The 21003-nt window shown below is 68.9% G+C and carries 22 protein-coding genes and 1 tRNA gene; 10 read left to right on the forward strand and 13 right to left on the reverse strand.

Annotated elements, in window-relative coordinates:
- The first annotated feature begins 24 nt into the window (after positions 1 to 24).
- Positions 25 to 717, forward strand: a complete 693-nt coding sequence (locus tag CDO46_RS15255) for a DUF2968 domain-containing protein (protein ID WP_243724554.1) — start codon at positions 25 to 27, stop codon at positions 715 to 717.
- Positions 718 to 765: 48 nt separating this feature from the next.
- Here the strand turns inward: CDO46_RS15255 and CDO46_RS15260 are convergent, their stop codons facing one another.
- Complete coding sequence (locus CDO46_RS15260; protein WP_087839336.1) at positions 766 to 1977, reverse strand: MFS transporter; 1212 nt, start codon at positions 1975 to 1977, stop codon at positions 766 to 768.
- Positions 1978 to 2083: 106 nt separating this feature from the next.
- Between CDO46_RS15260 and CDO46_RS15265 the strand changes: the two genes are divergently transcribed.
- Positions 2084 to 2995 (forward strand): LysR family transcriptional regulator, encoded by a 912-nt coding sequence (locus CDO46_RS15265; RefSeq protein WP_087839337.1) that lies wholly within the window; start codon positions 2084 to 2086, stop codon positions 2993 to 2995.
- Between the two features lie 32 nt (positions 2996 to 3027).
- Here CDO46_RS15265 and CDO46_RS15270 read toward each other — a convergent pair whose 3' ends face one another.
- On the reverse strand, positions 3028 to 4296 hold the full coding sequence (locus CDO46_RS15270; RefSeq protein WP_217896316.1) for an MFS transporter: 1269 nt from the start codon (positions 4294 to 4296) through the stop codon (positions 3028 to 3030).
- 23 nt (positions 4297 to 4319) lie between these two features.
- The gene (locus CDO46_RS15275) at positions 4320 to 5789 is read right to left on the reverse strand and encodes a carboxylesterase/lipase family protein (RefSeq protein ID WP_087839338.1); all 1470 of its coding nucleotides are present in this window, start codon (positions 5787 to 5789) and stop codon (positions 4320 to 4322) included.
- 99 nt (positions 5790 to 5888) lie between these two features.
- Here CDO46_RS15275 and CDO46_RS15280 point away from each other — a divergent pair, with 99 nt between their 5' ends.
- From CDO46_RS15280 to CDO46_RS15290, 3 genes are all read left to right on the forward strand, one after another.
- Positions 5889 to 6860, forward strand: coding sequence for a LysR family transcriptional regulator (locus tag CDO46_RS15280; protein ID WP_087839339.1), 972 nt, complete (start codon positions 5889 to 5891; stop codon positions 6858 to 6860).
- A gap of 74 nt (positions 6861 to 6934) precedes the next feature.
- A tRNA-Arg gene (locus CDO46_RS15285) sits at positions 6935 to 7011 on the forward strand.
- Between the two features lie 283 nt (positions 7012 to 7294).
- Positions 7295 to 7498 (forward strand): hypothetical protein, encoded by a 204-nt coding sequence (locus CDO46_RS15290; protein ID WP_087839340.1) that lies wholly within the window; start codon positions 7295 to 7297, stop codon positions 7496 to 7498.
- A gap of 16 nt (positions 7499 to 7514) precedes the next feature.
- On the opposite strand, the gene CDO46_RS15295 is transcribed toward CDO46_RS15290, so the two are convergent.
- Positions 7515 to 7841 carry a helix-turn-helix domain-containing protein gene (locus tag CDO46_RS15295; protein ID WP_087839341.1) on the reverse strand — a complete coding sequence of 109 codons (327 nt, stop codon included), beginning with the start codon at positions 7839 to 7841 and terminating at the stop codon, positions 7515 to 7517.
- A complete protein-coding gene (locus CDO46_RS15300) occupies positions 7825 to 8079 on the reverse strand; it encodes a type II toxin-antitoxin system RelE/ParE family toxin (protein ID WP_087839342.1) in 255 nt (84 codons plus the stop codon). The genes CDO46_RS15295 and CDO46_RS15300 overlap by 17 nt, the downstream gene beginning before the upstream one ends.
- A gap of 334 nt (positions 8080 to 8413) precedes the next feature.
- Here CDO46_RS15300 and CDO46_RS15305 point away from each other — a divergent pair, with 334 nt between their 5' ends.
- Positions 8414 to 9094, forward strand: coding sequence for a c-type cytochrome (locus CDO46_RS15305; RefSeq protein WP_243724572.1), 681 nt, complete (start codon positions 8414 to 8416; stop codon positions 9092 to 9094).
- Positions 9091 to 10368 carry a cytochrome c gene (locus CDO46_RS15310; RefSeq protein ID WP_087839344.1) on the forward strand — a complete coding sequence of 426 codons (1278 nt, stop codon included), beginning with the start codon at positions 9091 to 9093 and terminating at the stop codon, positions 10366 to 10368. Before CDO46_RS15305 ends, CDO46_RS15310 begins: the two co-directional genes overlap by 4 nt.
- Before the next feature lie 15 nt (positions 10369 to 10383).
- Here CDO46_RS15310 and CDO46_RS15315 read toward each other — a convergent pair whose 3' ends face one another.
- From CDO46_RS15315 to CDO46_RS15345, 7 genes are all read right to left on the reverse strand, one after another.
- Positions 10384 to 10851, reverse strand: coding sequence for a nuclear transport factor 2 family protein (locus CDO46_RS15315; protein ID WP_165963198.1), 468 nt, complete (start codon positions 10849 to 10851; stop codon positions 10384 to 10386).
- Positions 10851 to 11840: an NAD(P)H-quinone oxidoreductase gene (locus tag CDO46_RS15320; RefSeq protein WP_087839346.1), complete on the reverse strand. Its 990-nt coding sequence runs from the start codon at positions 11838 to 11840 to the stop codon at positions 10851 to 10853. The genes CDO46_RS15315 and CDO46_RS15320 overlap by 1 nt, the downstream gene beginning before the upstream one ends.
- Positions 11837 to 12868, reverse strand: coding sequence for an alpha-ketoacid dehydrogenase subunit beta (locus CDO46_RS15325; RefSeq protein WP_087839347.1), 1032 nt, complete (start codon positions 12866 to 12868; stop codon positions 11837 to 11839). The genes CDO46_RS15320 and CDO46_RS15325 overlap by 4 nt, the downstream gene beginning before the upstream one ends.
- On the reverse strand, positions 12861 to 13838 hold the full coding sequence (locus tag CDO46_RS15330) for a thiamine pyrophosphate-dependent dehydrogenase E1 component subunit alpha (RefSeq protein WP_087839348.1): 978 nt from the start codon (positions 13836 to 13838) through the stop codon (positions 12861 to 12863). The genes CDO46_RS15325 and CDO46_RS15330 overlap by 8 nt, the downstream gene beginning before the upstream one ends.
- On the reverse strand, positions 13835 to 14614 hold the full coding sequence (locus CDO46_RS15335) for an HpcH/HpaI aldolase/citrate lyase family protein (RefSeq protein ID WP_087839349.1): 780 nt from the start codon (positions 14612 to 14614) through the stop codon (positions 13835 to 13837). Before CDO46_RS15335 ends, CDO46_RS15330 begins: the two co-directional genes overlap by 4 nt.
- Positions 14615 to 14617: 3 nt before the next feature.
- Positions 14618 to 15592 carry a tripartite tricarboxylate transporter substrate binding protein gene (locus CDO46_RS15340; RefSeq protein WP_165963199.1) on the reverse strand — a complete coding sequence of 325 codons (975 nt, stop codon included), beginning with the start codon at positions 15590 to 15592 and terminating at the stop codon, positions 14618 to 14620.
- A gap of 62 nt (positions 15593 to 15654) precedes the next feature.
- The gene (locus CDO46_RS15345; protein ID WP_254914615.1) at positions 15655 to 16908 is read right to left on the reverse strand and encodes a Rieske 2Fe-2S domain-containing protein; all 1254 of its coding nucleotides are present in this window, start codon (positions 16906 to 16908) and stop codon (positions 15655 to 15657) included.
- 176 nt (positions 16909 to 17084) lie between these two features.
- Here CDO46_RS15345 and CDO46_RS15350 point away from each other — a divergent pair, with 176 nt between their 5' ends.
- Both CDO46_RS15350 and CDO46_RS15355 read left to right on the forward strand, forming a co-directional pair.
- Positions 17085 to 17450 carry a helix-turn-helix domain-containing protein gene (locus CDO46_RS15350; protein WP_087839351.1) on the forward strand — a complete coding sequence of 122 codons (366 nt, stop codon included), beginning with the start codon at positions 17085 to 17087 and terminating at the stop codon, positions 17448 to 17450.
- The gene (locus CDO46_RS15355; RefSeq protein WP_087839352.1) at positions 17387 to 17944 is read left to right on the forward strand and encodes an IclR family transcriptional regulator C-terminal domain-containing protein; all 558 of its coding nucleotides are present in this window, start codon (positions 17387 to 17389) and stop codon (positions 17942 to 17944) included. Before CDO46_RS15350 ends, CDO46_RS15355 begins: the two co-directional genes overlap by 64 nt.
- On the opposite strand, the gene CDO46_RS15360 is transcribed toward CDO46_RS15355, so the two are convergent.
- Positions 17932 to 18840, reverse strand: coding sequence for a DUF72 domain-containing protein (locus CDO46_RS15360; RefSeq protein ID WP_087839353.1), 909 nt, complete (start codon positions 18838 to 18840; stop codon positions 17932 to 17934). The two genes, CDO46_RS15355 and CDO46_RS15360, sit on opposite strands and share 13 nt — an antisense overlap.
- Positions 18841 to 18905: 65 nt before the next feature.
- On the opposite strand from CDO46_RS15360, the gene CDO46_RS15365 reads away from it, so the two are divergent.
- The gene (locus CDO46_RS15365) at positions 18906 to 20987 is read left to right on the forward strand and encodes an ATP-dependent helicase (RefSeq protein WP_087839354.1); all 2082 of its coding nucleotides are present in this window, start codon (positions 18906 to 18908) and stop codon (positions 20985 to 20987) included.
- Positions 20988 to 21003 lie beyond the last annotated feature (16 nt).

Genomic DNA, 21003 nt, shown 5'->3' on the forward strand with positions numbered 1-21003 from the left:
GGAATGAAAATGAGGACATGCAGAATGTTCCGACAAGTGGGGATCGTACTGTCGCTTTCCATGGCATCCCTGGGCGTTTCCGCCCAGGTGGTCCAGAACACGACCGCCAAGCCAGGGACGCAGGCCGCGGCCCAGGCCGCGCCGGTCCGGCCCGTCGACGCGGCCCAGTCGGCTTCCAACAACAGCACGATGGCGGAACTGCAGCAGCTCATACAGAACCGTACGCTGAACGAACTGCGCACCACCTACAACGGCAACTACGGGGCCAGCCTGCTATTCAAGGCGGATGACCTGACCTATTACGTGGCGATGTTCCAGCAGAAGAACTTCTGGCGCGTGGTCAAGACCACGTCCGAGGCGCAGGCCGAGCAGACCTACAAGGCCTTTGTCGAGCAGACGGTGCAACTGGCCGACGTGGATATCCGCCGCATCAAGCTCGACGCCGAGCGCGCGGTGACCGAAAAGCTGATCAGTGCCAACGAGACGCGCCTGAACGCGCTGCAGAACGACCTGACCATGCAGCGCCAGCAGGAGCAGCAGGTGGCGGCCCGCCAGGAGCAGGCCCGCCAGGAAGCCGCCGCGCTGGCCAACGAGCGGCAGGCCGCGCGCGAACAGCTCAACACCCTCCAGCGCCAGATCCGCATGCTGGAAGAGCAGCAGACCAAGCTCGACAGCGCCAACAGCGTGACGAGCCAGGACGGCCGGCGCGGCCGCTGAGCCTCGATCGCCGCGCAGTGCCGGAACCGGGGCCCCAGGCCCCGGTTTTCATTTCGGAGCGCCAGGAACCAGCAAGGCTGCCAGCCCCAGCGCCGCGCCGGTCGCGCATATCGCCTGCCACTGGCCCAGGCTCCATGCCAGGCCGGCCAGTGCGGATCCGGCCGCGCCGCCAAGAAAGAACAGGCCGACGAACAGCGCGTTGATGCGGCTGCGCGCCGCGGGGTCGAGCAGGTTGACGGCGCGCCGTCCCAGTGTCTGGTCGCCGGTGACGCCGGCATCCAGGACGATGGCCGCCAGGCCCATCGCGATCCAGGACGCATGGCTGCCGTGCCCGGTGTTTCCGGCCCAGGCCGCCAGGGCAAAGGCGCCGATCATGCCGAGATGGGAGATCGCCGTTACCGGCCGCGTCCAGCCCCGGTCGCCGGCCCGGCCCACCCAGGGCGTGATGAAGGCGGCGGCCGCGCCCACCAGCGCGAACACGGCGATGCCGCGTTGTCCCACCGAGTAGGGCGGCTGCGCGAGGCGCAGCGCGACCGCGGTCCAGAACAGGCTGAAGGCCGCCATGCTGAGGGCAGCGCTGGCCGCGCGCCGGCGCAGGACCGGTTCGCGGCGCAGCAGCGATCCCAGCGACACGATCAGATCGAGGTAGCGCGGACCGGGCGGCGGCAGCCGGTCGGGAATGCCGCGCACCAGCGCCCGGCCGAGCGCCAGCGAGGCCATGGCGCTGGCGGCATAGAACGCGCGCCAGCCCAGCGTGTCGGCCAGCAGGCTGGCCAGCGGACGGGAAAGCAGGATGCCGACCATCAGGCCGCCCATGATGTCGCCGATCACCCGCCCCCTGATTTCGGGGCCCACCATGGCGGCGGCGATGGGCACCAGCACCTGGATGACGGAACTGGCCGCGCCCAGGACGAACAAGGCCGCCAGCAGCAGCGCGGCGAAGGGGCTGCACGCGGCGGTCGCCGCGGCCACTGCGGCGACCGCCAGCATCGCGAGCACCAGGCGGCGGTGCGGCGCCACGTCCGCCAAGGGCACGAGCAGGAATAGTCCGGCCGCATAACCCAGCAGCGTGGTCATGGCCATCAGGCCCGACGCCATCGGTGCCAGGCCCAGCGAGGCGCCCATGACGCCCACCAGTGTCTGCGGCGCGAAGAGATTGGTGACGAGGACGCCGGTGGCGGTGCCGAACAGCAGCACCGGGGGCCGGGTCGATAGAGACGCGCGAGGGGCCAGGGCCCCGGATTTGCCGCAGGTGGTCATGCAACGCTCCGTTTGATAAATTAATTGCATATCGAACGGAAACTTTATTTTTCTATCGCATGATCAAGCAATTCAATCCTTCGCATCATCATTATGCGCAGATGTCATGAATATCCATGACCTGGAAGCTTTCGTGGCGGTGGTGGAGACCGGTTCCATCGTCGGCGCATCGGCCCGCCTGCACCTGACGCAGCCGGGCGTCACCCGCCGCGTGCAGAATCTGGAGGAGCGCCTGGGCGCGACCCTGCTGGACAGGCAGTCCAAGCCCCTGAAGCCGACGGCGGCGGGCCGCGAGGCCTACGAGCACGGACGGCGGGTGCTGCGCTCGCTGGATGATCTGAAGGCCGGGGTGTCGCCCCACGGGGAAGTGCAGGGCGAATTCCGGCTCGGCATCATGCCCTATTTGTCCGAAGCCGCGCTGATGCAGCCCTTCGATCGGCTGCGCACCGATTTCCCGGCGCTGACCCTGCGCGTGACCTCGGGCTGGTCGCCGCGCCTGGTGGAGCAGGTCGCGCGCAGCGAGCTGGATGCCGCCGCGGTGTGCCTGGCCGACGGCGTGCCGCCGCCCGAGACCCTGGTGTGCGACGACCTGGGCGCCCAGCGGGTGCTGCTGGTTGCCGCGCGTTCGCTGAAGGTGCCGCGCCGTCCGGATCTGGAACAGCTGTCCCGCTTCCCCTGGGTCATGAACGAGAACGGTTGCGGCTTCCGGGCCTTCATCCGCCATCGCTTCGAGGCGGAGCGGCTGCCTTTCCAGGTAGCGGTCGAAGCGCTGAGCGTGGACCTGAGGATGTCGCTGGTGGCACGCGGCTTCGGCATCGGCATCGTGACGCCCGCCGCATTCGCGGGCGGCGCGTGGCGCGACGAGGTCCAGGTCATCGCGTCGCCCGATTTCCGTCCCTGCGTGCGCGCCTGGCTGTTGCACCGCGCGCCCGCGGGGCGGCTGGCGCGGCCCATCGCCGCGTTTCGGGAGGCGCTGGTCGATGTGTTGAGGGAGCCGGACTCGTTGCGCGAGCCTTGACCGCTGGTGGGTAGCCGGCCAGCGGTCAGGGCTCAGGTGGTGGACGTGGCACGGGCCGGAGCATGGCCGGCATCCGGGCGCCGGTCCACCCAGGCCAGCACGGCCAGCACCGCCAGCGCGGCCGCCGCTGGCGCGACCGCGGTCAGCACGATGTCCCGGGGGCTCCAGTTCAGCGCCAGCATCAGGCCACCCAGCGCCGGTCCGACGATGGAACCTATGCGGCCCGAGGCCGCGGCCCAGCCCACGCCGGTGGTACGGAGTTCCGGCGGATAGTAGGACACCGCCAGCGCGCTTTGTCCCACGCACCCGGTGATCAGGCCGGCGCCCATGCCGCCGATCACGGCCAGCACCTGCCCAGGCGCCAGCGCGACCTGGTTCACGACCAGTATCGAAGCGATCGCGATCAAGGTCGTGATCGCCAGGAGCCGCTTGACGCCCAGCTTCGCCACCAGCGCCATCATCGCCAGGCTGCCCAGCAGGCCGCCCATGCCGAAGGCGGCCGTCGCGGCCGGCGCCTGCGCGCGACCGAAGCCGAACTCGGCCAGCAGCGTGGGTATCCAGAAGGTCAGGGCATAGGCGTCCAGGAAGATCAGGAAGGCGAACAGCCAGAGCAGCCAGGTGCGCAGCCGCCACCGGCGGTCGAACAGCGCCGCCACGCTGCCGCCCTGGGCCGGCCGGGAGGCACGGGTTGCCGGGCCGCGGCCGGGAAGGACCTTCAGGAATAAGGGCAGCAGCACCAGCGGAAGGATGCCGCCTATCAAGAACACCGAGTGCCAACCGTACTGCCGCATCAAGGGCACGCCGGCCATGCCGCCGATGACGGCTCCCGCCGACAGTCCCGCCGCCACCAGCATCGCCGCCGTTTCCTTGTAGCGGGCCGGCGTCGCGCCGGCGGCAGCCGACACCGCCACGGGCAGCGCGCCGCCCAGACCCACGGCCGCGACGAAGCGCAGGGCTGCCAGCACGGGGACATCCGGCGACCAGGCGGACAGCAGCGTGCCCAGGCCGAATATCGCGACACTCAGGCCGCCCACCGTGCGTTGTCCCCAGCGGCCGGCCAGTGGACCGCATGCCAGATAGCCCACGACGGCGCCCACGCTGGTGGCGACGAAGGCCGGCGTGAACGCCGCGGGCGGCAGGCCCCATTCACGCGCCAATGCCGGCGCGACGAAGGCGATGGATGTGGTGTCCAGGCCGTCCAGCAGCACGACCAGGAAACAGATCGCCACGATACCGATGCGGGCAAGGCGCGAACGCGGAGCGTCGCCGGACGCGGCGGCCGATGCGGAGGAAGTGTCCATGGTGGTCCTTGCGAAGAAGGGATTCAACGCGGCGCGTGCCGGGCCTGGATGAGGCGGTCGATATGCAGAACGGCGCCATCCTGTCCATGGCTGGGCCACGGCGGCAACGTCGCGCGATTGGGATCGCCGGTGCGGGCAAACGCGGCGCAGATGTCCTGGAAACCGTGGCTGAGGTCGGCAAGCTCGGCGGAGTCGGCACCAGCCACCATGGGCGCGTCCCGCCAGGTGGCCAGGTTGCCGAACAGGAAGGGCAGATCGATGCAATGGCACGCGCCGATGCCCGGTGTAGGCGACTGCCAGTCGAACTGATAGACGAAAGGCGCGCGGCCCTTGGCGGCCAACGCGCGGGCATACGCCAGCGTAGGCTCGATGAAATCCAGGCGTGACCGCAGGTCCGTCAGCGCCGCGAGAGGCGTGCCCGGCGCCCGGCTGGCGCGCGCCTGCTCATACCGCTCGCCACCTGTCTGCCCGTAGTGGACGTGATATACCTCGCGCACCGTGTCCGCCGGCAGGCCGCCCATGACGGCGTCGCCCACATAGAACGCGGCATTTTCTTCGCGCGTGTAGCCGATGATGGTGTCGCACCAGGCGCCGGCCCCGGCGGCTGCCAGCGGTGGAGCGGCGATGACATCGCCGTCGACAGTCGGCATGAATGGCGGCGTGACCTCCCCGGTGCTGGCCGGGACGGTCTGCCGCAGTACCTGCAACTGGGCTTTCAGGATGGCGTCCACCGGCAGCCGCGACAGGTTGTCCGGCGTTGCGGTCTCGATTCCCGCGGCGCGGGTGAACATGTGCGCCACTTCGCGCTTCTGCGCCGGCGCCTGCAAGGCCACGCCCAGCGGCGTGCTCATCATGATGGCGCGGTCGAACCACTCGGGGCCGTCCGCGCGGGTCTGCAGCGCAGCGATCGAGTACGCGCCCGCCGACTGTCCCGCCACCGTGACGTTGGCAGGATCGCCGCCGAACGCGCCGATGGCGCGCCGTATCCACGACAGCGCGGCCATCTGGTCGCGCAGCCCCAGGTTGGCGGGTGCGATCCCGGGAATGGGCAAGAAGCCCAGCACGCCCAGGCGATAGGTCACGTTGACCACGATCATGCCGGTGCGCTCGGCCAGCACGGCGCCGTCGTAGCAGGGCAGCGAACCGCCGCCCGTCATGAAGGCGCCGCCGTGCAGGAACACGAACACCGGCGCGCGGGATGGGCGGTCGATAGGTACCCAGATGTCCAGGTGCAGGCAGTCCTCGTCCTGCCGGGCGGGATAGTCGCCCATGACCTTGGCCAGCCTCGACGGCAACTGCGGCGGGATGGCCGCGGGCGCCGTCGCGTCGAACCGGCCATCGCCTTCGGCCAGTGGCCGGGGCGGCGCGAAGCGGTGGCCGCCGGTGGGGGGCAGGGCGTAGGGCACGCCCAGGAAACGGACCACCTTGCCCTCGCGGGCGCCCAGCAGGCGACCGTAGGGCATGTCCACGACGCTTGGATCGTTCGGGTTCATGGCATGGCTCCCCTTTGTGGTGAAGGAAGCGTAGCATCGCAAACTGCTCGAGTTCGTTCTGTTATTGGAACGTCAACGTACTGGAAAAGGAACGAATCCATGCGCGGCCTGGACGACATGTACGTGTTCAAGATGGTGGTCGACCATGGCGGCCTGTCGCCCGCCGGACGGCAGATGGGCGTGGCCAAGTCCACGCTGGCGCGCAGGCTGGCCGACCTGGAGCGCCGCCTGGGCGCGCCGCTCTTCCACCGTGGCCCCAGGCAGTTCGTGCTGACCAGCTTCGGACAGGAGTGCTACCGGCAATGCGCACGGGTGGCAGCCGAGGCCGACAGGCTGCTGGCACTGGCCGAACGCCTGCAAGCCGTGCCCACCGGATCCCTGCACGTCATCGCGCCGCCCTACCTGAGCGAGATCGCGGTCGAAGGACTGGCCACCGAATTCGCGCTGGCTCACCCCCACGTACGGCTCCATTTCGAGGCCAGCGCGCTCATTTTCGATCCGCGCTTCGTTTCGGCCGACCTCGTCATCTATCCCGCGTTCGAAGCGCTGCCCGACGCCGACATCGTCGCGCGCAAACTGATCACCAGCCCCTTCGCCCTGATGGCCAGCCCGGACCTGCCCGGCCTGGACACCTTGGCGGACCCGTCCGGCCTGGCCGCCATGCCCTGCCTGGGCTTCGGGCGCAAGGCCACCGAGTGGCTATGGCGGCTTCGGCGCGGCCGCGAAACCAGCGTCGTGCGCTTCGAACCGCGCTTCACCACCTACCACCTGTCGGCGCTGTTGCAGGCGGCGCGCCAGGGCCTGGGCATCGCGGCGCTGCCCCTGGACCTGTGCGCGGACGAATTTCGCCGGGGCAGACTGGTGCGAGTCCTGGAGGACTGGCTGCCACCGCCGGTCAACATCTTTGCCGTCTATCCGGGGGGCAGGACCCTGACCACCGCGGCCCGGTCCTTCCTGGACATGCTGGTGCAGCGCCTGCCGGGCGCGGATTTCGACGTCTCGCAGACGTCACGGGGCAGGGCGCAGCAGGCTGGCAGAGCGGGGCGAAGCCGGGCGTCTGGCCGGGGTTGATGCGGGGTTTGCAGGTTTTGCAGCCCTCGATTTGCAAGCCGAAAAAAGTGTCGCTATAATTTCATTTCTTTGCAGCGCCCGTAGCTCAGTTGGATAGAGTACTTGGCTACGAACCAAGGGGTCGTGGGTTCGAATCCTGCCGGGCGCGCCAGAATTACCCTGTTAAATCAGGGATTTAAACGGCTTGAGGTCCACGACCCTCAAGCCGTTTTTCTTTGCCTGGGAGATTTGGGGGCGCCGCCTGCTTGGATGGCATCAATCTCGCGCAGGCGTGCGTGCGGTATCGGCTGACATCAGTGGGTGCGCATCCGGGCCGAGTTGCGCCCAGACAGCAAAGCCATCCCGAGGGGTGGTTTTTTCGTTGAGGCCAACTGGCCTGGCTTTCTTCCAGGAACGACAGTTGCTGCCCCGTCTCCTCCTTCCAGGAGGCCGACATGCTGACTATCAACGACGTTCAAGATGCGATGCGAGTCTGGGACGAGGCCCATGTCGCAGTCCACGACTATTTCGGAAACAACGACATCCTTGATCCGCACAGCTGGACGAGATGGCAGGATCTGGTCGAAACCGAAAATCTGGCGCGCACGCAGGCCTTGACGACCATCAACAGCTATCGAGGGTTGGAGCAGGCGAAGTAGGGGGTGCGATATATAGCTAGAAATTGAGCTGTTCCGGGCTGATGCCCAGCGCTGCCGCAATTTTTTCCCGAGTCGATTTGCGCAGACGGTCGCTGCTTTCCTGTTGAGCGTAGGCGGACTGGCTGATGCCCAGACGCTCGGCCACTTCAGCTTGCGTAAAGCCGAGATGCTCGCGCCACGCGCGAACGGGGGTGGCGCCGTCCACGGTTCGGCTGATTACGTCGTGAGGAATCAAATCCTTGCCGACGTTGCGCTGCGCCATGTATTCGCCGTAAGGGATCACCACGAAGGCGGGTTTGCCGTCCGCGCCGTTGATGACCTGGATATTAATACGTGCGTTCATCGCGCTTTTTTATCTCCTGGATTTCGATGATTCTGATCTCCCCGTCCCAATCGAAGAAGATCCGGTAGTTCCCGACTCGAAGGCGGTAACCATACTGTTGGTTGACCAGGGACTTGATGTTCTGACAATCCGGCATTGCCGACAGCGCGGAAATGCCATCACGAATCGATGCCTGATGAGGCCGATTGATCTTGCGCAATTGCTTGGCGGCCTTCAGGGTCCAGACGATCGAATTCATTAGTATTATAAGTTAATTATAAGTTTTATGCGTGATCTGTCCAAGTGCGCTTGACGAGGTCACCCGCCGAGCTGACGGCGCATCATTAACCACGATGAACATGGCCGACAACGTGGCAAAGGACATCTTGGTCCATGTTTCACGTGACCGCCGCCATGCCGAGCAAGCCCCCCATGCGACGATCGGTCGCGTCCCACCCCCCGCGTTTCTCCACCAACTCCGGGTACACTGGCTGTGTCGAAACGCTGCCCAGGGGCGCGGTTTCACGCCGTTGCCCCACTGACCCATGCCATTCGTCAACTACAAATACAAAATCCTGGGGGGACTTTCCGCGATGGCCCTGTCGGCGCCGTTGTCGGCCCAGCAGCCCGAGAAGCTCGAGCCGGGCACCATGGCGGGACGCATGGCGGCCTGTACGGCCTGTCATGGCGAGCAGGGCCGCGCCGGACCAGACGGCTACTACCCCCGCATCGCCGGCAAGCCGGCCGACTACCTGTACAACCAGCTCGTCTATTTCCGCGCCGGCCAGCGTCAGTACCGGCCCATGCAGCATCTGCTCGAGAACATGTCGGACGAGTACCTGAAGCAGATCGCGGTGTGGTTTTCGGACCAGCATCCTCCTTATCCCGATCCCAAGCCATCGCGCCTGCCCGCCGCCACGCTGGAGCATGGCCGGCAGCTCGTGATGGAAGGCGATCGTGCGCGCGGGGTGCCCGCATGCGTGTCCTGCCATGGGCAGGCGCTGTCCGGTGTGTTGCCGGCGGTGCCGGCGCTGCTGGGCCTGCCGCATGACTACCTGAGCTCGCAGTTCGGCGCGTGGACCAACGGCCTGCGCAAGGCGATCGCGCCCGATTGCATGGCAGACATCGCGCGTCGCCTGACGCCCGAGGACGTCAGCGCGGTGGCGGGATGGCTGTCTTCGCAACCGGTGCGCGAAGTGGTGCCGGCCGCCAGCCTGCCTGAGCCGATGCCGATGGAGTGCGGCAGCCAGGTGCATGTGGGGAGCCGGCCATGAACAAGCGCGGATTCCTGCTGGGTGTGCTGGCGGTGGCCGTCGTGGCGGTGGGGACGGTGTTCTGGATGGGGCATCGGGAGTACGACACGCCTGCGCGGACCATGGCCGCGGAGGATGGCGGGCAGCAGATCGAGCGCGGGCGTTATCTGGCTCGCCTGGGCAATTGCGTGGGGTGCCACACCGCGCCCGGCGGCGAGGCCTTCGCCGGCGGCCGTGCGCTGGCGACGCCGTTCGGCACGTTCTATGGCCCGAACCTGACGCCCGATCCGGAGCACGGACTGGGCAGGTGGAGCGCCGATGATTTCTGGCGCGCGTTGCACCAGGGCAAGGCGCCGGATGGCAGCCTGCTGTATCCGGCCTTTCCGTATCCCAGCTATCGCCACGTCTCGCGCACGGACGCGGACGCGTTGTTCGCCTATCTGCGTTCGCTGCCGCCGGCGGCGCGGGTGAACCGGCCGCACGAGCTAGAGTTCCCCTATGACCAGCGCTGGCTGGTGGCGGTGTGGCGGGCCTTCTATTTCCGGCCGACGTCGGACGAGCCGGCACCGGCGGAGCCGTCCGAGGCCTGGCTGCGCGGACGCTATCTGGTCCAGGGCCTGGCCCATTGCGCGGAGTGCCACACGCCGCGCAATCGCCTGGGCGCGATGGCGCTGGATGCCGGGCTGGCCGGTTCGCTGATCGGCGGGCAATCCTGGTATGCGCCGCCGCTGACGGGCGACCGCGTGACCGGCCTGGGAGACTGGACCCGGCAGGACGTCGTCGATCTGCTCAAGACGGGCATTTCGCCACGTTCGCACGCGGCGGGGCCGATGGCCGAGGCGGTCCATCAAGGGTTCCAGTACGCGAACGACGCCGACCTGGATGCGATGGCGGTCTATCTGAAGTCGCTGCCGGCGGTCGGCACCGATACGGCCTCGGTGTCCGCGGCCGCGGCGCCGGCGTTGATGGAGATCGGCGGCAAGCTGTACGAACAGCACTGTGCCCAGTGCCACGGCGCCGATGGCAAGGGGCGCCCGCCCGCCTGGCCGCCGCTGGCGGGCAATATCTCGGTGGTGGCCGCGTCGTCGGACAATGCGGTGCACATGGTGCTGTCGGGCGGTTTCGCGCCGGCCACGGCGGGCAATCCGCAGCCGCACGGCATGCCGCCGTTCGGCCAGTTGCTGGGCGACCAGGACGTGGCGGCCGTGGTGTCGTTCATCCGGCAGAGCTGGGGCAACCAGGCCAGCGCCGTCAGTCTGCCTGAGGTGCGCCGGGTGCGCGAGGCCGTGCGCTAGGGCCCGGTCCGGCGTTCAGCGCGCCGGGCCGGCCTCGAACCGGCGCGTGAGCGTCTGGCTGTCGAATTTCCATCCTTGCGCGGTGTGCACGAGTCCGGCCGTGCCGGCCAGCAGCATGGCGGGGCCGGCCATGGGCGCCGCCGCGTCGTCCGCGATCTCGCCCGCGTGGCGATACACCGTCAGGTAGTAGGTCGCACTGGCCGTCGAGGCCGTGGCCGGCTCCACGCGCAGGTTGGTCACGACGTGGGCGACCCGCTGGTTGCGCGGGCGGCGTTCCAGTTCCTCCAGGATGCGGGCATGGCCGCGCAGCGCGGCGCCGGCGCGGTGCCAGACGCCATCGGGCGTATACAGGTCCAGCATGCGCCCATAGCGCCAGTGGTCGTAGTGGTGGAAGAAGTCGTGCACCACGCGGCTGCACGCCCACGCGGTCTCGAGTTCGGAGGTCGCCATGGCGGTCGGGTCCTTGGAAGGTTGGGTGGGCATCAGTTCACCGCGAGCACGATCTTGCCGGTGTGGGCGCTGCTTTCCATGCGTTCGTGCGCACGTGCCGCGTCGGTCCATGGAATGACGCTGTCGATGGCGGGCGTGCCTTGTCCGGCCGCCAGCCGGGGCCACCAATGGCGTTCCAGTTCGCGGGCGATGGCGGCCTTCAGGGCGACCGAGCGGGGCCGCAGCGTGGAGCCGGTCAGCGTGGCGCGCTTGCGCAGCAGGGCGGGGATGGGCAGCATCGCCTCGGGACCGCCCATGAAGGCGATCAGCGCGATGCGGCCGTCCAGCGCCAGGGCCTCGAGGTCGCGGGCGACATAGGGGCCGCCCACCATGTCCAGCACGACGTCGACGCCGCTTTCCTGGGTGAAGGCCAGCGCCTGCCGTACGAAGTCCTCGTTCCGGTAGTCGATCGCCAGGTCGGCGCCCAGCATCCGGCAGAAGGCGGCCTTCTCCGGCGTGCCCACGGTGGCCAGCACACGGGCGCCGAGGGCCTTGGCCATCTGGATCGCGGTAACGCCTATGCCGCTCGAACCGCCGTGGACCAGCAGGTTCTCGCCGGGCTGCAGGCGTGCCCGCGAAAACAGGTTGTCCCAGACGGTGAAGCAGGTTTCGGGCAGGGCCGCGGCCTGTTCCAGCGAGAAGCCGGCCGGCACCGGCAGGCAGTGTTCGGCCGGGGCGAGGCAATGGCTGGCGTAGCCGCCGCCCGGCGTCAAGGCGCAGACCATGTCGCCCGCGCGCCACCGTTCGACGCCGGGGCCGACGGCGGCGACGCGGCCCGAGACTTCCAGGCCCAGGATGGGCGAGGCGCCCGGAGGCGGCGGATAGCGGCCGACGCGCTGGGCGCAATCGGGCCGGTTGACGCCGGCGAAGGCCACTTCGATCAGTACCTCGCCCGGACCGGGGGCGGGCACGGTGCCTTCGGCCATGCGCAGGACGCCGGGCGGTCCGCCTTTGCCGTGGTCGATGTAGCGCAGCGTGCTCATGGCCGGGTCCTCCTGTTCCGCTGTCCGCCCACGAGTTCGCGCGCGGCCTGGGCGATGCGGCCGGCGTCGGGGATGAGCGCGGCCTGCAGGTGCGGCGCCGCGGGGATGCGGCAGTCGGCCACGCCCAGGCGCCGCACGGGCGCGTGCAGGCAGCCGAACAGCTCGTCCTGCACGCGGGCCGCGATCTCGGCGCCGAAGCCGCCGGTCTCGTTGGCCTCGTGCACGACCAGCAGGCGGCCGGTACGGCCGGCGCTGGTCAGCAGGGCGGGCCAGTCGAAAGGGGCGATCCAGCGTGCGTTGATCACTTCGGCCTCGATGCCTTCGCGCGCCAATTGCGCGGCAGCCTCCAGCGCCGGGAACAGTATGGCGCCCCAGGCCACCAGGGTGAGGTCGCGGCCGGGCCGTGCCACGCGGGCTCCCCGGGCATCCTCGATGGGCCCTCCCAGGCTGACGGGCTGCGGGTCGCCGTGGTATATGGCGCGGCTCTCTATGACCAGGGTCGGGTCGTCGCAGCGGATGGCGGCCAGCAGCATGTCGTAGGCATCCTGCGCGGTGGCCGGAATGCCCACGCGCAGCCCCGGTATGTGGGCGTACAGCGCTTCCAGGTTCTGCGAGTGCTGGGCGCACGAACCGGGCGTGGCGCCCTGCTGGGTGCGCACGGTCAGCGGCGCGGCCAGCCGGCCGGCCGAGACGTAGCGCACGTTGGCGGCCTGGTTCACGAGCTGGTCCATGGCGACCAGGCTGAAATCTATCCACATGATCTCGACCACGGGCCGCAGGCCGCTCATGGCCGCGCCCACCGCCACGCCCAGCATGGCGGTCTCGCTGATGGGGGTATCGAACACGCGCGCGGCGCCGGCCTGTCGCTGCAGGTCCTTGGTCACGCCGAAGACGCCGCCGGGCTTGCCGACGTCCTCGCCATACACGACCACCTCGGGCATCTCCTCCAGCGCGCGGGCCAGCGCGGCGTTCACCGCCTTGCCGAAACTGAGCTGGGCGACTCCCGTGGAACAAGAAGCTTCAGGCATACAGGTGCTCCATGACGGTGGCGGGATCGGCCAGGGGCGCGGCCAGCGCCGCGTCGGCCGCGCGTGCGATGTCGGCCGCGGCGGCCGCTTCCAGCGCGGCCAGGGCATCGGCCGCCACGCCGTCCGCCGCAAGGCGCTGCCGCAGGCGCGCGATGGGTTCGCGCTGCCGGGCCTCGGCCAGTTCGCCGCGCGGCCGGTAGCCCTGCAGGTCGCCGTAGTAGTGGCCGACCAGCCGCTGGGTCATCATCTCGATCAGCGCCGGGCCTTGCCCCGCGCGGGCGCGCGCCGCGTGATGGGCCACGCAGTCGCGCACCGCGGCCACGTCGTTGCCGTCCACCCGTTCCCCGGGCATGCCGTAGGCGGCGGCCCGCTTGTGCAGTTCGGCATCGCGCACGGTCTCGGCCACCGGCGTCAGTTCCGCATAGGTGTTGTTCTCGCAGATGAACAGCACCGGCAGGTTGCGGTAGGCGGCGAAGTTCATCGCCTCGTGGATGGCGCCCTGATTCATGGCGCCGTCGCCGAACGCGGTCAGTGCCACGCGTTCCTCGCCGCGCAGCGCCGAGGCCAGCGCGGCGCCGCAGGCGATCGGGGCACCGGCGCCGACGATGGAGTTCTCGCCGTAGAAACCGTGGTCGGCGGCGCTGAACATGGCCGATCCGCCGCGCCCCCGGCATACGCCGGTTTCGCGGCCCAGCAGCTCGGCCAGTATCCCTTGCGCCGGCACGCCGCGCGCCAGCGCCCACCCGTGGCCGCGATAGGTGGAGAACACCGGGTCGTCCGCCCGCAGCGCCTGGCACGAGCCCGCGTAGATGGCTTCCTGGCCGATGCACAGGTGGACCGAGCCCTGGATGGATTGCGCCTTGCGCAGCTCGGTGATCTTTTCCTCGAGCAGGCGGATGCGCAGCATGGTGTCCAGGGACGCGAGTTCGCGCGCGAACGGCCCGTCGCCGGATGTCGCCTGGAGGCTCATCGGGCGGCCTGCACGTGCTTGGCGGCCAGGGCGTCGGCCGTGCGCACCAGCAGCGACAGGTCAGAGCCGACGATGACCACCGTGGCGCCTGCCGCGACGTAGCGTTCGCATTCCGGGGAACCCGCCAGCACGCCGGCCGGCATGCCCAGGGCCACCGCGCGCCGTATCCCTTGCTCGATGGCTTCGACCACCTCGGGATGGTTGGGCTGCCCCATGTGCCCCATGTCGGCCGACAGGTCGGTCGGCCCGAAGAACACCATGTCCACGCCTTCCACGCGGCAGATCGCGTCCAGGTTGGCCATGGCCTCGCGCGTCTCGATCTGCGCCAGCAGGCAGGTCTCCTGCGCGGCGCGCGCGTAGTATTCCTTGTCCCGGCCATAGCGCGTGGCGCGCATGGTGCCGCCCAGGCCGCGTACGCCGCCCGCCGGCGGGTAGCGGGTGTAGCGCACGGCCGCGCGGGCTTCGTCGGCGTTCGAGATGTTGGGCACCATCAGCGCCTGCGCGCCCAGGTCCAGGTATTGCTTGAACGAGGCGGGCTCCAGGATGGGGACGCGTACCGTGGCCGCCGTGTGGCCAGCCGCCAGCGCCGCGAACTGGGCATGCAGGTGGGGCATGCTCTGGGGCGAATGCTCCAGGTCGAACATGATGAAGTCGAAACCGCTGTCCGCCAGCGCCTCCACGGTCTGCAAGGCGTTGGAGACACAGAACAGTCCATACTGGGGGTGCCCGGACTGGATCAGGCGCTTGAAGCGGTTTTGCACGGGGGATGAAGTCATGTCTTACTCCGGTGAAATGCCTGCCTTGCGTTGGACCTCCTGCCAGATCGGCAGGTCGGCCTTCATTTGCGCCATCATCTCGGCAGGGGTGCTGCCGGTCAGCTCGACGCCGCTGCTGCGGAATTTCTCGCGCAGCGCGGGTTGGCGCAGGATGGCGCGCAGCTCGGTCGACAGTTTGTCGACGATGGGTTGGGGGACGCCGGCCGGCGCGACGATGCCGAACCAGAACGAGGCGTCGAAGCCGGGCACGGTGTCGGCGATGGGCGGGATGTCGGGCGTGCCGCTGGCGCGCGTCTTGCTGGTGACGCCCAGCACCCGCAGCCGTCCGCCGTGCACCAGGGGCAGGGCCGAGGTGCCGACGTCGAACACCAGCTGGATCTGGCCGCCGACGAGGTCGCTCAGCGCCGGCATGCTGCCCTTGTACGGAATGTGGACCATGTCCGTGCCGGTCATGGACTTGAACATTTCCGCGGTCAGGTGCAGCGAGCTGCCCGCGCCTATCGAACCGAAGCTCAGCTTGCCGGGATTGCCGCGGGCATAGGCGATGAGGTCGGCCACCGACTTCACCGGCAGGGAAGGATTGACCACCAGGTACAGCGGGGTGGTGAAAGCCAGCGATACCGGCGCGAAATCCTTGAAGGGATCGTAGGGCAGGTTCTTCTGGGCCGCGATGTTCAGCACGAGGCTGGACAGGCTGCCCAGGAACAGCGTGTAGCCGTCGGGCGGCGACTTGGCCACGAACTCCGCGCCTATCATCTGGCTGGCGCCTGGCTTGTTCTCGACGATGACCGGCTGCCCCAGGCGCTGCGCGAGATTCAGCGCGATGTCGCGCGCGGCGGTATCGCCGATGCCGCTGGGCGGGTAGGGCACCACCAGCTTGATGGGTTTGACCGGGTAGTTCTGGGCGTGCGCGCCCGGTGTTGCCAGAGCGCAGGACAGCACTGCGCTCGTTGCCGCGAGCAGCTTGAGTAGTCTCATCATCGTCTCCGGTATGGCGGCGCTGTGTCCGCGCCGCTTCAAGCTTGAGGGAAATCAGCGGGTCATCGCTCCTGCCCGACGTAGCCGTGGGGGTTGCCGAAGCGCTCGGTCATGACTTCGCCCAGTGCCTTGGATTTGTGCGCGACCCAGCCGCCGGACAACACGGCGTACTCGTCCGGGTGGGACAGCGCCTGGGGCGTCCTGCCCGCCATCTCGTCGCGGATCAGGCCCAGCAGCAGGCGGCGCATGCGCACGATGCCCAGGTCGGTGGGACCGAGGTGTTCCCGCGTGCGGTCGGCGATCGGTCCTTGGCTGTCCTGGATGGCGGCGTCCTGCTCGGACACGCCCTGGATGCCGGTGAAGCTGTTGTGCTTCTGGTCCTCGCGATCGATCAGGTAGTCGTTGCGCAGGTTCCGGTAGGGCACGTAGTGCTCGTCCACCTGGGCGTGGATGGTGTGTCCCTGGCGCGCCGCCTCCCGCTCTTCCTCGGTCAGCGGCCGGTCCGGGTTCCAGGTGTAGGTGTAGATCCAGCACGAGGTGTCGTTCACGGGCACGAAGGTCTGCCCATGGTAGTTCTCGCCGGGAAACGCGCTGGGCGCCAGCGCATGGTTGGGGACCAGGTAGTGGGCGATGCGCCAGTACAGGTCGTCGCCGTCGGCCTTGCGCGCCCCGCCCACCACCAGGCCGGCGGGGAACTCGTCCACCGAGAAGGCCGGCATGGGATCGTCGCGCACCCATTTGAAGCGGTCGTTGCGCACGGCCTGCGCGCCCAGCGCGGCGTGCTTGATCCGTTTCATCACTGCTTCGGCCGTCCCGGCTTCTTCCGTACCCAACAGCATGTGCAGGAACGAGAAATGGGTCGTGTCCAGCGCGCCCTCGACGCATTGCAGCCAGTTGCAGTCCTGCCACTTCTTGCTGACGTAGCGGTGCGAGGGCGGCACCAGCGCGAAGGCCAGCTTCGGCAGCGGGGACGGTTCGGCGGCCGGCCCCATGTAGGCCCAGACGCATTCGCCCCACTCCCGCGCGGGATAGGCCTTCAGGCGGATGCGATCGCGGTAGGGCGAATCGGCCGGCATGGTGGGCATGTCCAGGCAGCGTCCGTCCACGTCGAACTTCCAGCCATGGAACACGCAGCGCAGCCCAGCGTGTTCGTTGCGGCCGTAGTAGAGATTGGCGCCACGGTGCGGACAGACCGGATCGACCACGCCGACGCGTCCGCTGCTGTCGCGAAAGGCCAGCAAGTCCTCGCCCAATACCTTGATGCGCTTGGGCGGACAGTCCGGCTCCGGCAGTTCCTCGGACAGCAGGACCGGCACCTAGAACTGGCGCAACAGGCGGCCGGCGGGGGTGCCGGGACCGGAACGGGTGATCAGTTCGTTGTCTTCCGCGCTCAGCATGATGTGGCCGTCTCCTTGGTGTTCGTGCAGGAAGTGTCGTGCCGTGCGGGAAATCGCTGGTAGGGAAGTTCGGATATTTTGAATAGCATTCTGCAATGCCGAATACGCCCTGGAACGCCATGCCGCGCAATCCCTACCAGATCGACGAGGAGCCCAGCGACATCGAGTTCGACGCCTACGAGGCGCACGAGGGCGACCGGCTGTTCGCCTCCACCCTGGCCAGGGGGATGCAGATCCTGCGCTGCTTCACGCCGCTCGAGCCGGCGCTGGGCAACAAGGAGCTGGCGCGGCGCACCGGCCTGTCGCCGCCGACCATCTCGCGCTTCACCTACACCCTGGTGAAGCTGGGCTACCTGCGGCCCGACACGCTGTCGGGCAAGTACCCCTGGCGCCGGGCGTGGTGTCGCTGGGCTACCCGCTGCTGGCCTCGATCACCTTGCGCCAGTTGGCCCGCCCGCTGATGAACGTGCTGGCCGAGTCGATGAACTGCTCGGTGTCGATGGGCATACGCGACCGACTCAGCATCGTCTATGTGGAGACGAGCCGCATCACGAGTTCTTTCGCGCCGCAGCTCTCGGACATCGGCCTGCGCTTTCCCATCGTCTCGACCGCCATCGGCCATGCCTTCATCTCGGGGTGCGAGCCGGTCGAACGGCAGAAGCTGCTGAACGAGATCCGGGTCAAGACGCCGCGCATGTGGGCCGAGCACCAGGATCATGCGGCGCGCTCGTTCGAGGCCTTCGCCAAGAAGGGGTTTTGCAGCGTCTACGGCGAGCAGCACCCCGACCACTATGCGGTGGGCGTGCCCATGGGCCGGCTGCGCGACGGCGAGCTGATCGTGTTCAACGCGGTCATTCCGCGCTTTCGCGCCTCGCGGCAAAGCGTGGAGGAAGGGCTGGCGCCCAGGCTGGTGGAAATGGTGGCGCAGGTGCGCCGCAGCAGCTACGCGGTCTGACGCGGCCGCCGCCGCAGGGTATCGTCGAATGCCGCCGCGTTGCGCACGCCCTGGTCCTCGAAGTTGGTGTTGAACAGCACGTGGACGTTGGCCGCGGCCTGGGTGAGCCGACGCACCAACTCGGCGATGCGCTCCAGTTCCTCGGGCGTGTATTCGTAGACGAAGCGGCCCGACGAGGCGGCAAGGCGCCGGCGGTTCCAGGCCTGGCTGTTGCGCCCGTGCAGGCGCACCACCGCCAGGTCGGGGCGCGTGGCGGCCCAGACGGCGGGTACGCTGTTCACGTACTGGTCCGGGCTGTCGACCACGGTGTGGGCCGCGCCCAGTTCGCGCAGCAATGCCAGCGTGCCGGGCCGGCCCGCCGGGTCCAGCCAGCCGCGATGGCGGAATTCCACCGCGTGCACCTGGTCCTCCATGCGGCGCGCGCAATCGCGGACCAGGGCGCGGCCGGCGGCGTTGTTGCGCACCCGGGGCGAGTACTGGAAATGGACCGCCGCCAGCTGGCCGCTCTGGCGCAGCGGCTCCAGGCCTTGCAGGAAGCGGCTCCACAATTCGTCGCGCAGTTCGCCCGGCAGGGTGGCATGGTCGACGACGCGGGCGCCGGACGGGAGTTCGGCGGCGATGTCGGCCGGCAGCGCCGCGACCGGGGTCAGGTGTCCGGTGAACAGGCGAAAGGCCTTCAGGTGGAAGACGAAGTCCGGCGGCGTGCGCCGGGTCCACAGATACGCCGTGCGCGCGGCGGGCAGGCGGTAGTAGCTGCTGTCCACCTCGACCAGCGGGAAGCGCGAGGCATAGAAGCGCAGCCGGTCCTCGGCCGTGCGGGCGGAGGCGGGATAGAAGCGGCCGCAGGCCAGCAGGGTGGGATCGGTCCAGGACGAAGTGCCGACACGCACGGCCATGGCGGGAAATCCGAAGGAGGGGAGGGGCGTTTATACTGGATGAATATACAGTTTTCCTGCGTCCCATGTCACATGTCCCCGACACGCCGGCCCACGATCCCTGGGCCGACCTGAACCCCCGCCAGCGCGAGGCCGTCGAGTACGGCACGGGCGCCGACGCCGACCGTTGCGGACCGCTGCTGGTCATCGCCGGCGCGGGCTCGGGCAAGACCAGCACGCTGGCCCACCGGGTGGCCAACCTGGTCCTGAAGGGGGCCGATCCGCACCGGATCCTGCTGCTGACGTTCTCGCGCCGCGCCGCCATCGAAATGGAGCGCCGCGCGGGCCGCGTGATGCAGGCCGTGCTGGGCATGGGCGGGCAGCCGCCGTCGCTGCCCTGGGCCGGCACCTTCCACGCCGTGGGCGCGCGGCTGCTGCGCGACTACGCCTCGCGCATCGGCCTGTCCGACGCCTTCACCATCCACGACCGCGGCGACGCCGAGGACCTGATGGGCTTCGCGCGGCACGAGCTGGGGTTCTCGGGCACCAAGTCCCGCTTTCCCCTGAAGGGCACCTGCCTGGCCATCTATTCGCGCGCGGTCAACAGCCAGGCGCCGCTGGCAGGCGTGCTGGCCCGGCACTTTCCCTGGTGCGCCCAATGGGAGGAGCAACTGAAGACGCTATTCGGCGCCTACGTGCAGGCCAAGCAGGACCAGCACGTGCTGGACTACGACGACCTGCTGCTTTATTGGGCCGAGATGACGAAGGAGCCCGCCATCGCCGCCGAGCTGGGCGCGACCTTCGACCACGTGCTGGTCGACGAATACCAGGACACCAACCGCCTGCAGGCGGAGATCCTGCTGGCCATGAAGCCCGACGGCCGCGGCCTGACGGTGGTGGGGGACGACGCCCAGTCCATCTATTCGTTCCGCGCCGCCACCGTGCGCAACATCCTGGATTTCCCCTCGCAGTTCTCGCGCCCCGCGCACGTCGTCACGCTGGACCGCAACTACCGTTCGACCCAGCCCATCCTGGATGCCTCCAACGCGGTCATCGCCGAGGCGCCCGAGCGCCACGCCAAGCAGCTCTGGACCGACCGCGCCTCGTCGCAGCGGCCGCAACTGGTCTACGTCAGCGACGAGCCGGGGCAGGCGCGATGGGTGGCGGACCAGATCCTGGCGCGGCGCGAGACCGGCGTGCGGCTGATGTCGCAGGCGGTGCTGTTCCGCTCGGCCAGCCACAGCGCCGGGCTGGAACTGGAGCTCACCCGCCGCAACATCCCCTTCGTGAAGTTCGGCGGCCTGAAGTTCCTCGAGGCCGCGCACGTCAAGGACGTGCTGGCGCTGCTGCGCTGGGCGGCCAACCCGCTCGGCCGCCTGTCCGGGTTCCGCGTGGCGCAACTCATGCCCGGCATCGGTCCGGCCACCGCCGCGCGCCTGCTCGATGCCATGGCCGGATCCGCGCAGGCGGTGCAGGCGCTGGCTGCTTTTTCGCCGCCCGCCGCCGCCGCGGAAGACTGGAAATCCTTCGCCGATACCTTCGTGGCGCTCAGCGACCCCGGCCTGGCCTGGCCCGCGCACCTGGACCTCGCGCTGCGGTGGTACGGTCCGCACCTGCAGCGGCTGTACGACGACGCTGTCGTGCGCCAGGCCGACCTGGACCAGCTGGCACGCATCGCCGGCACCTACGGATCGCGCGAACAGTTCCTGACCGAACTGACGCTGGATCCGCCCGACGCCACCAGCGCGCAGTCGGGGCAGCCGCTGCTGGACGAGGACTATCTCATCCTGTCCACCATCCATTCGGCCAAGGGTCAGGAATGGAAGGCTGTCTACGTGCTGAACGTGGTCGATGGCTGCATACCGTCGGACATGAGCACCGGCGATGCCGACGAGATCGAAGAAGAGAGGCGGCTGCTGTACGTGGCCATGACCCGCGCCAAGGAAGACCTGCAACTGGTCGTGCCCCAGCGCTTCTACGTGCACCAGCAGAGCGGAATGGGCGACCGCCACGTCTATGGCACGCGCAGCCGCTTCATCCCGGAGCGCATGCTGCCGCTGTTCGAGATCCTCCCCAAGGCCAGGCAGGGCATGCCGGCAGCCGCGCCGGCGGCCCAGCCGGCGGTCCGGATCGACATCGCCAGCCGCATGCGCAACGCCTGGCGCTAGGCGCCAAATGCTTGAC

This window comes from Pigmentiphaga sp. NML030171 (genome assembly GCF_002188635.1).
In the GTDB taxonomy this organism is placed as follows: domain Bacteria; phylum Pseudomonadota; class Gammaproteobacteria; order Burkholderiales; family Burkholderiaceae_B; genus Pigmentiphaga; species Pigmentiphaga daeguensis.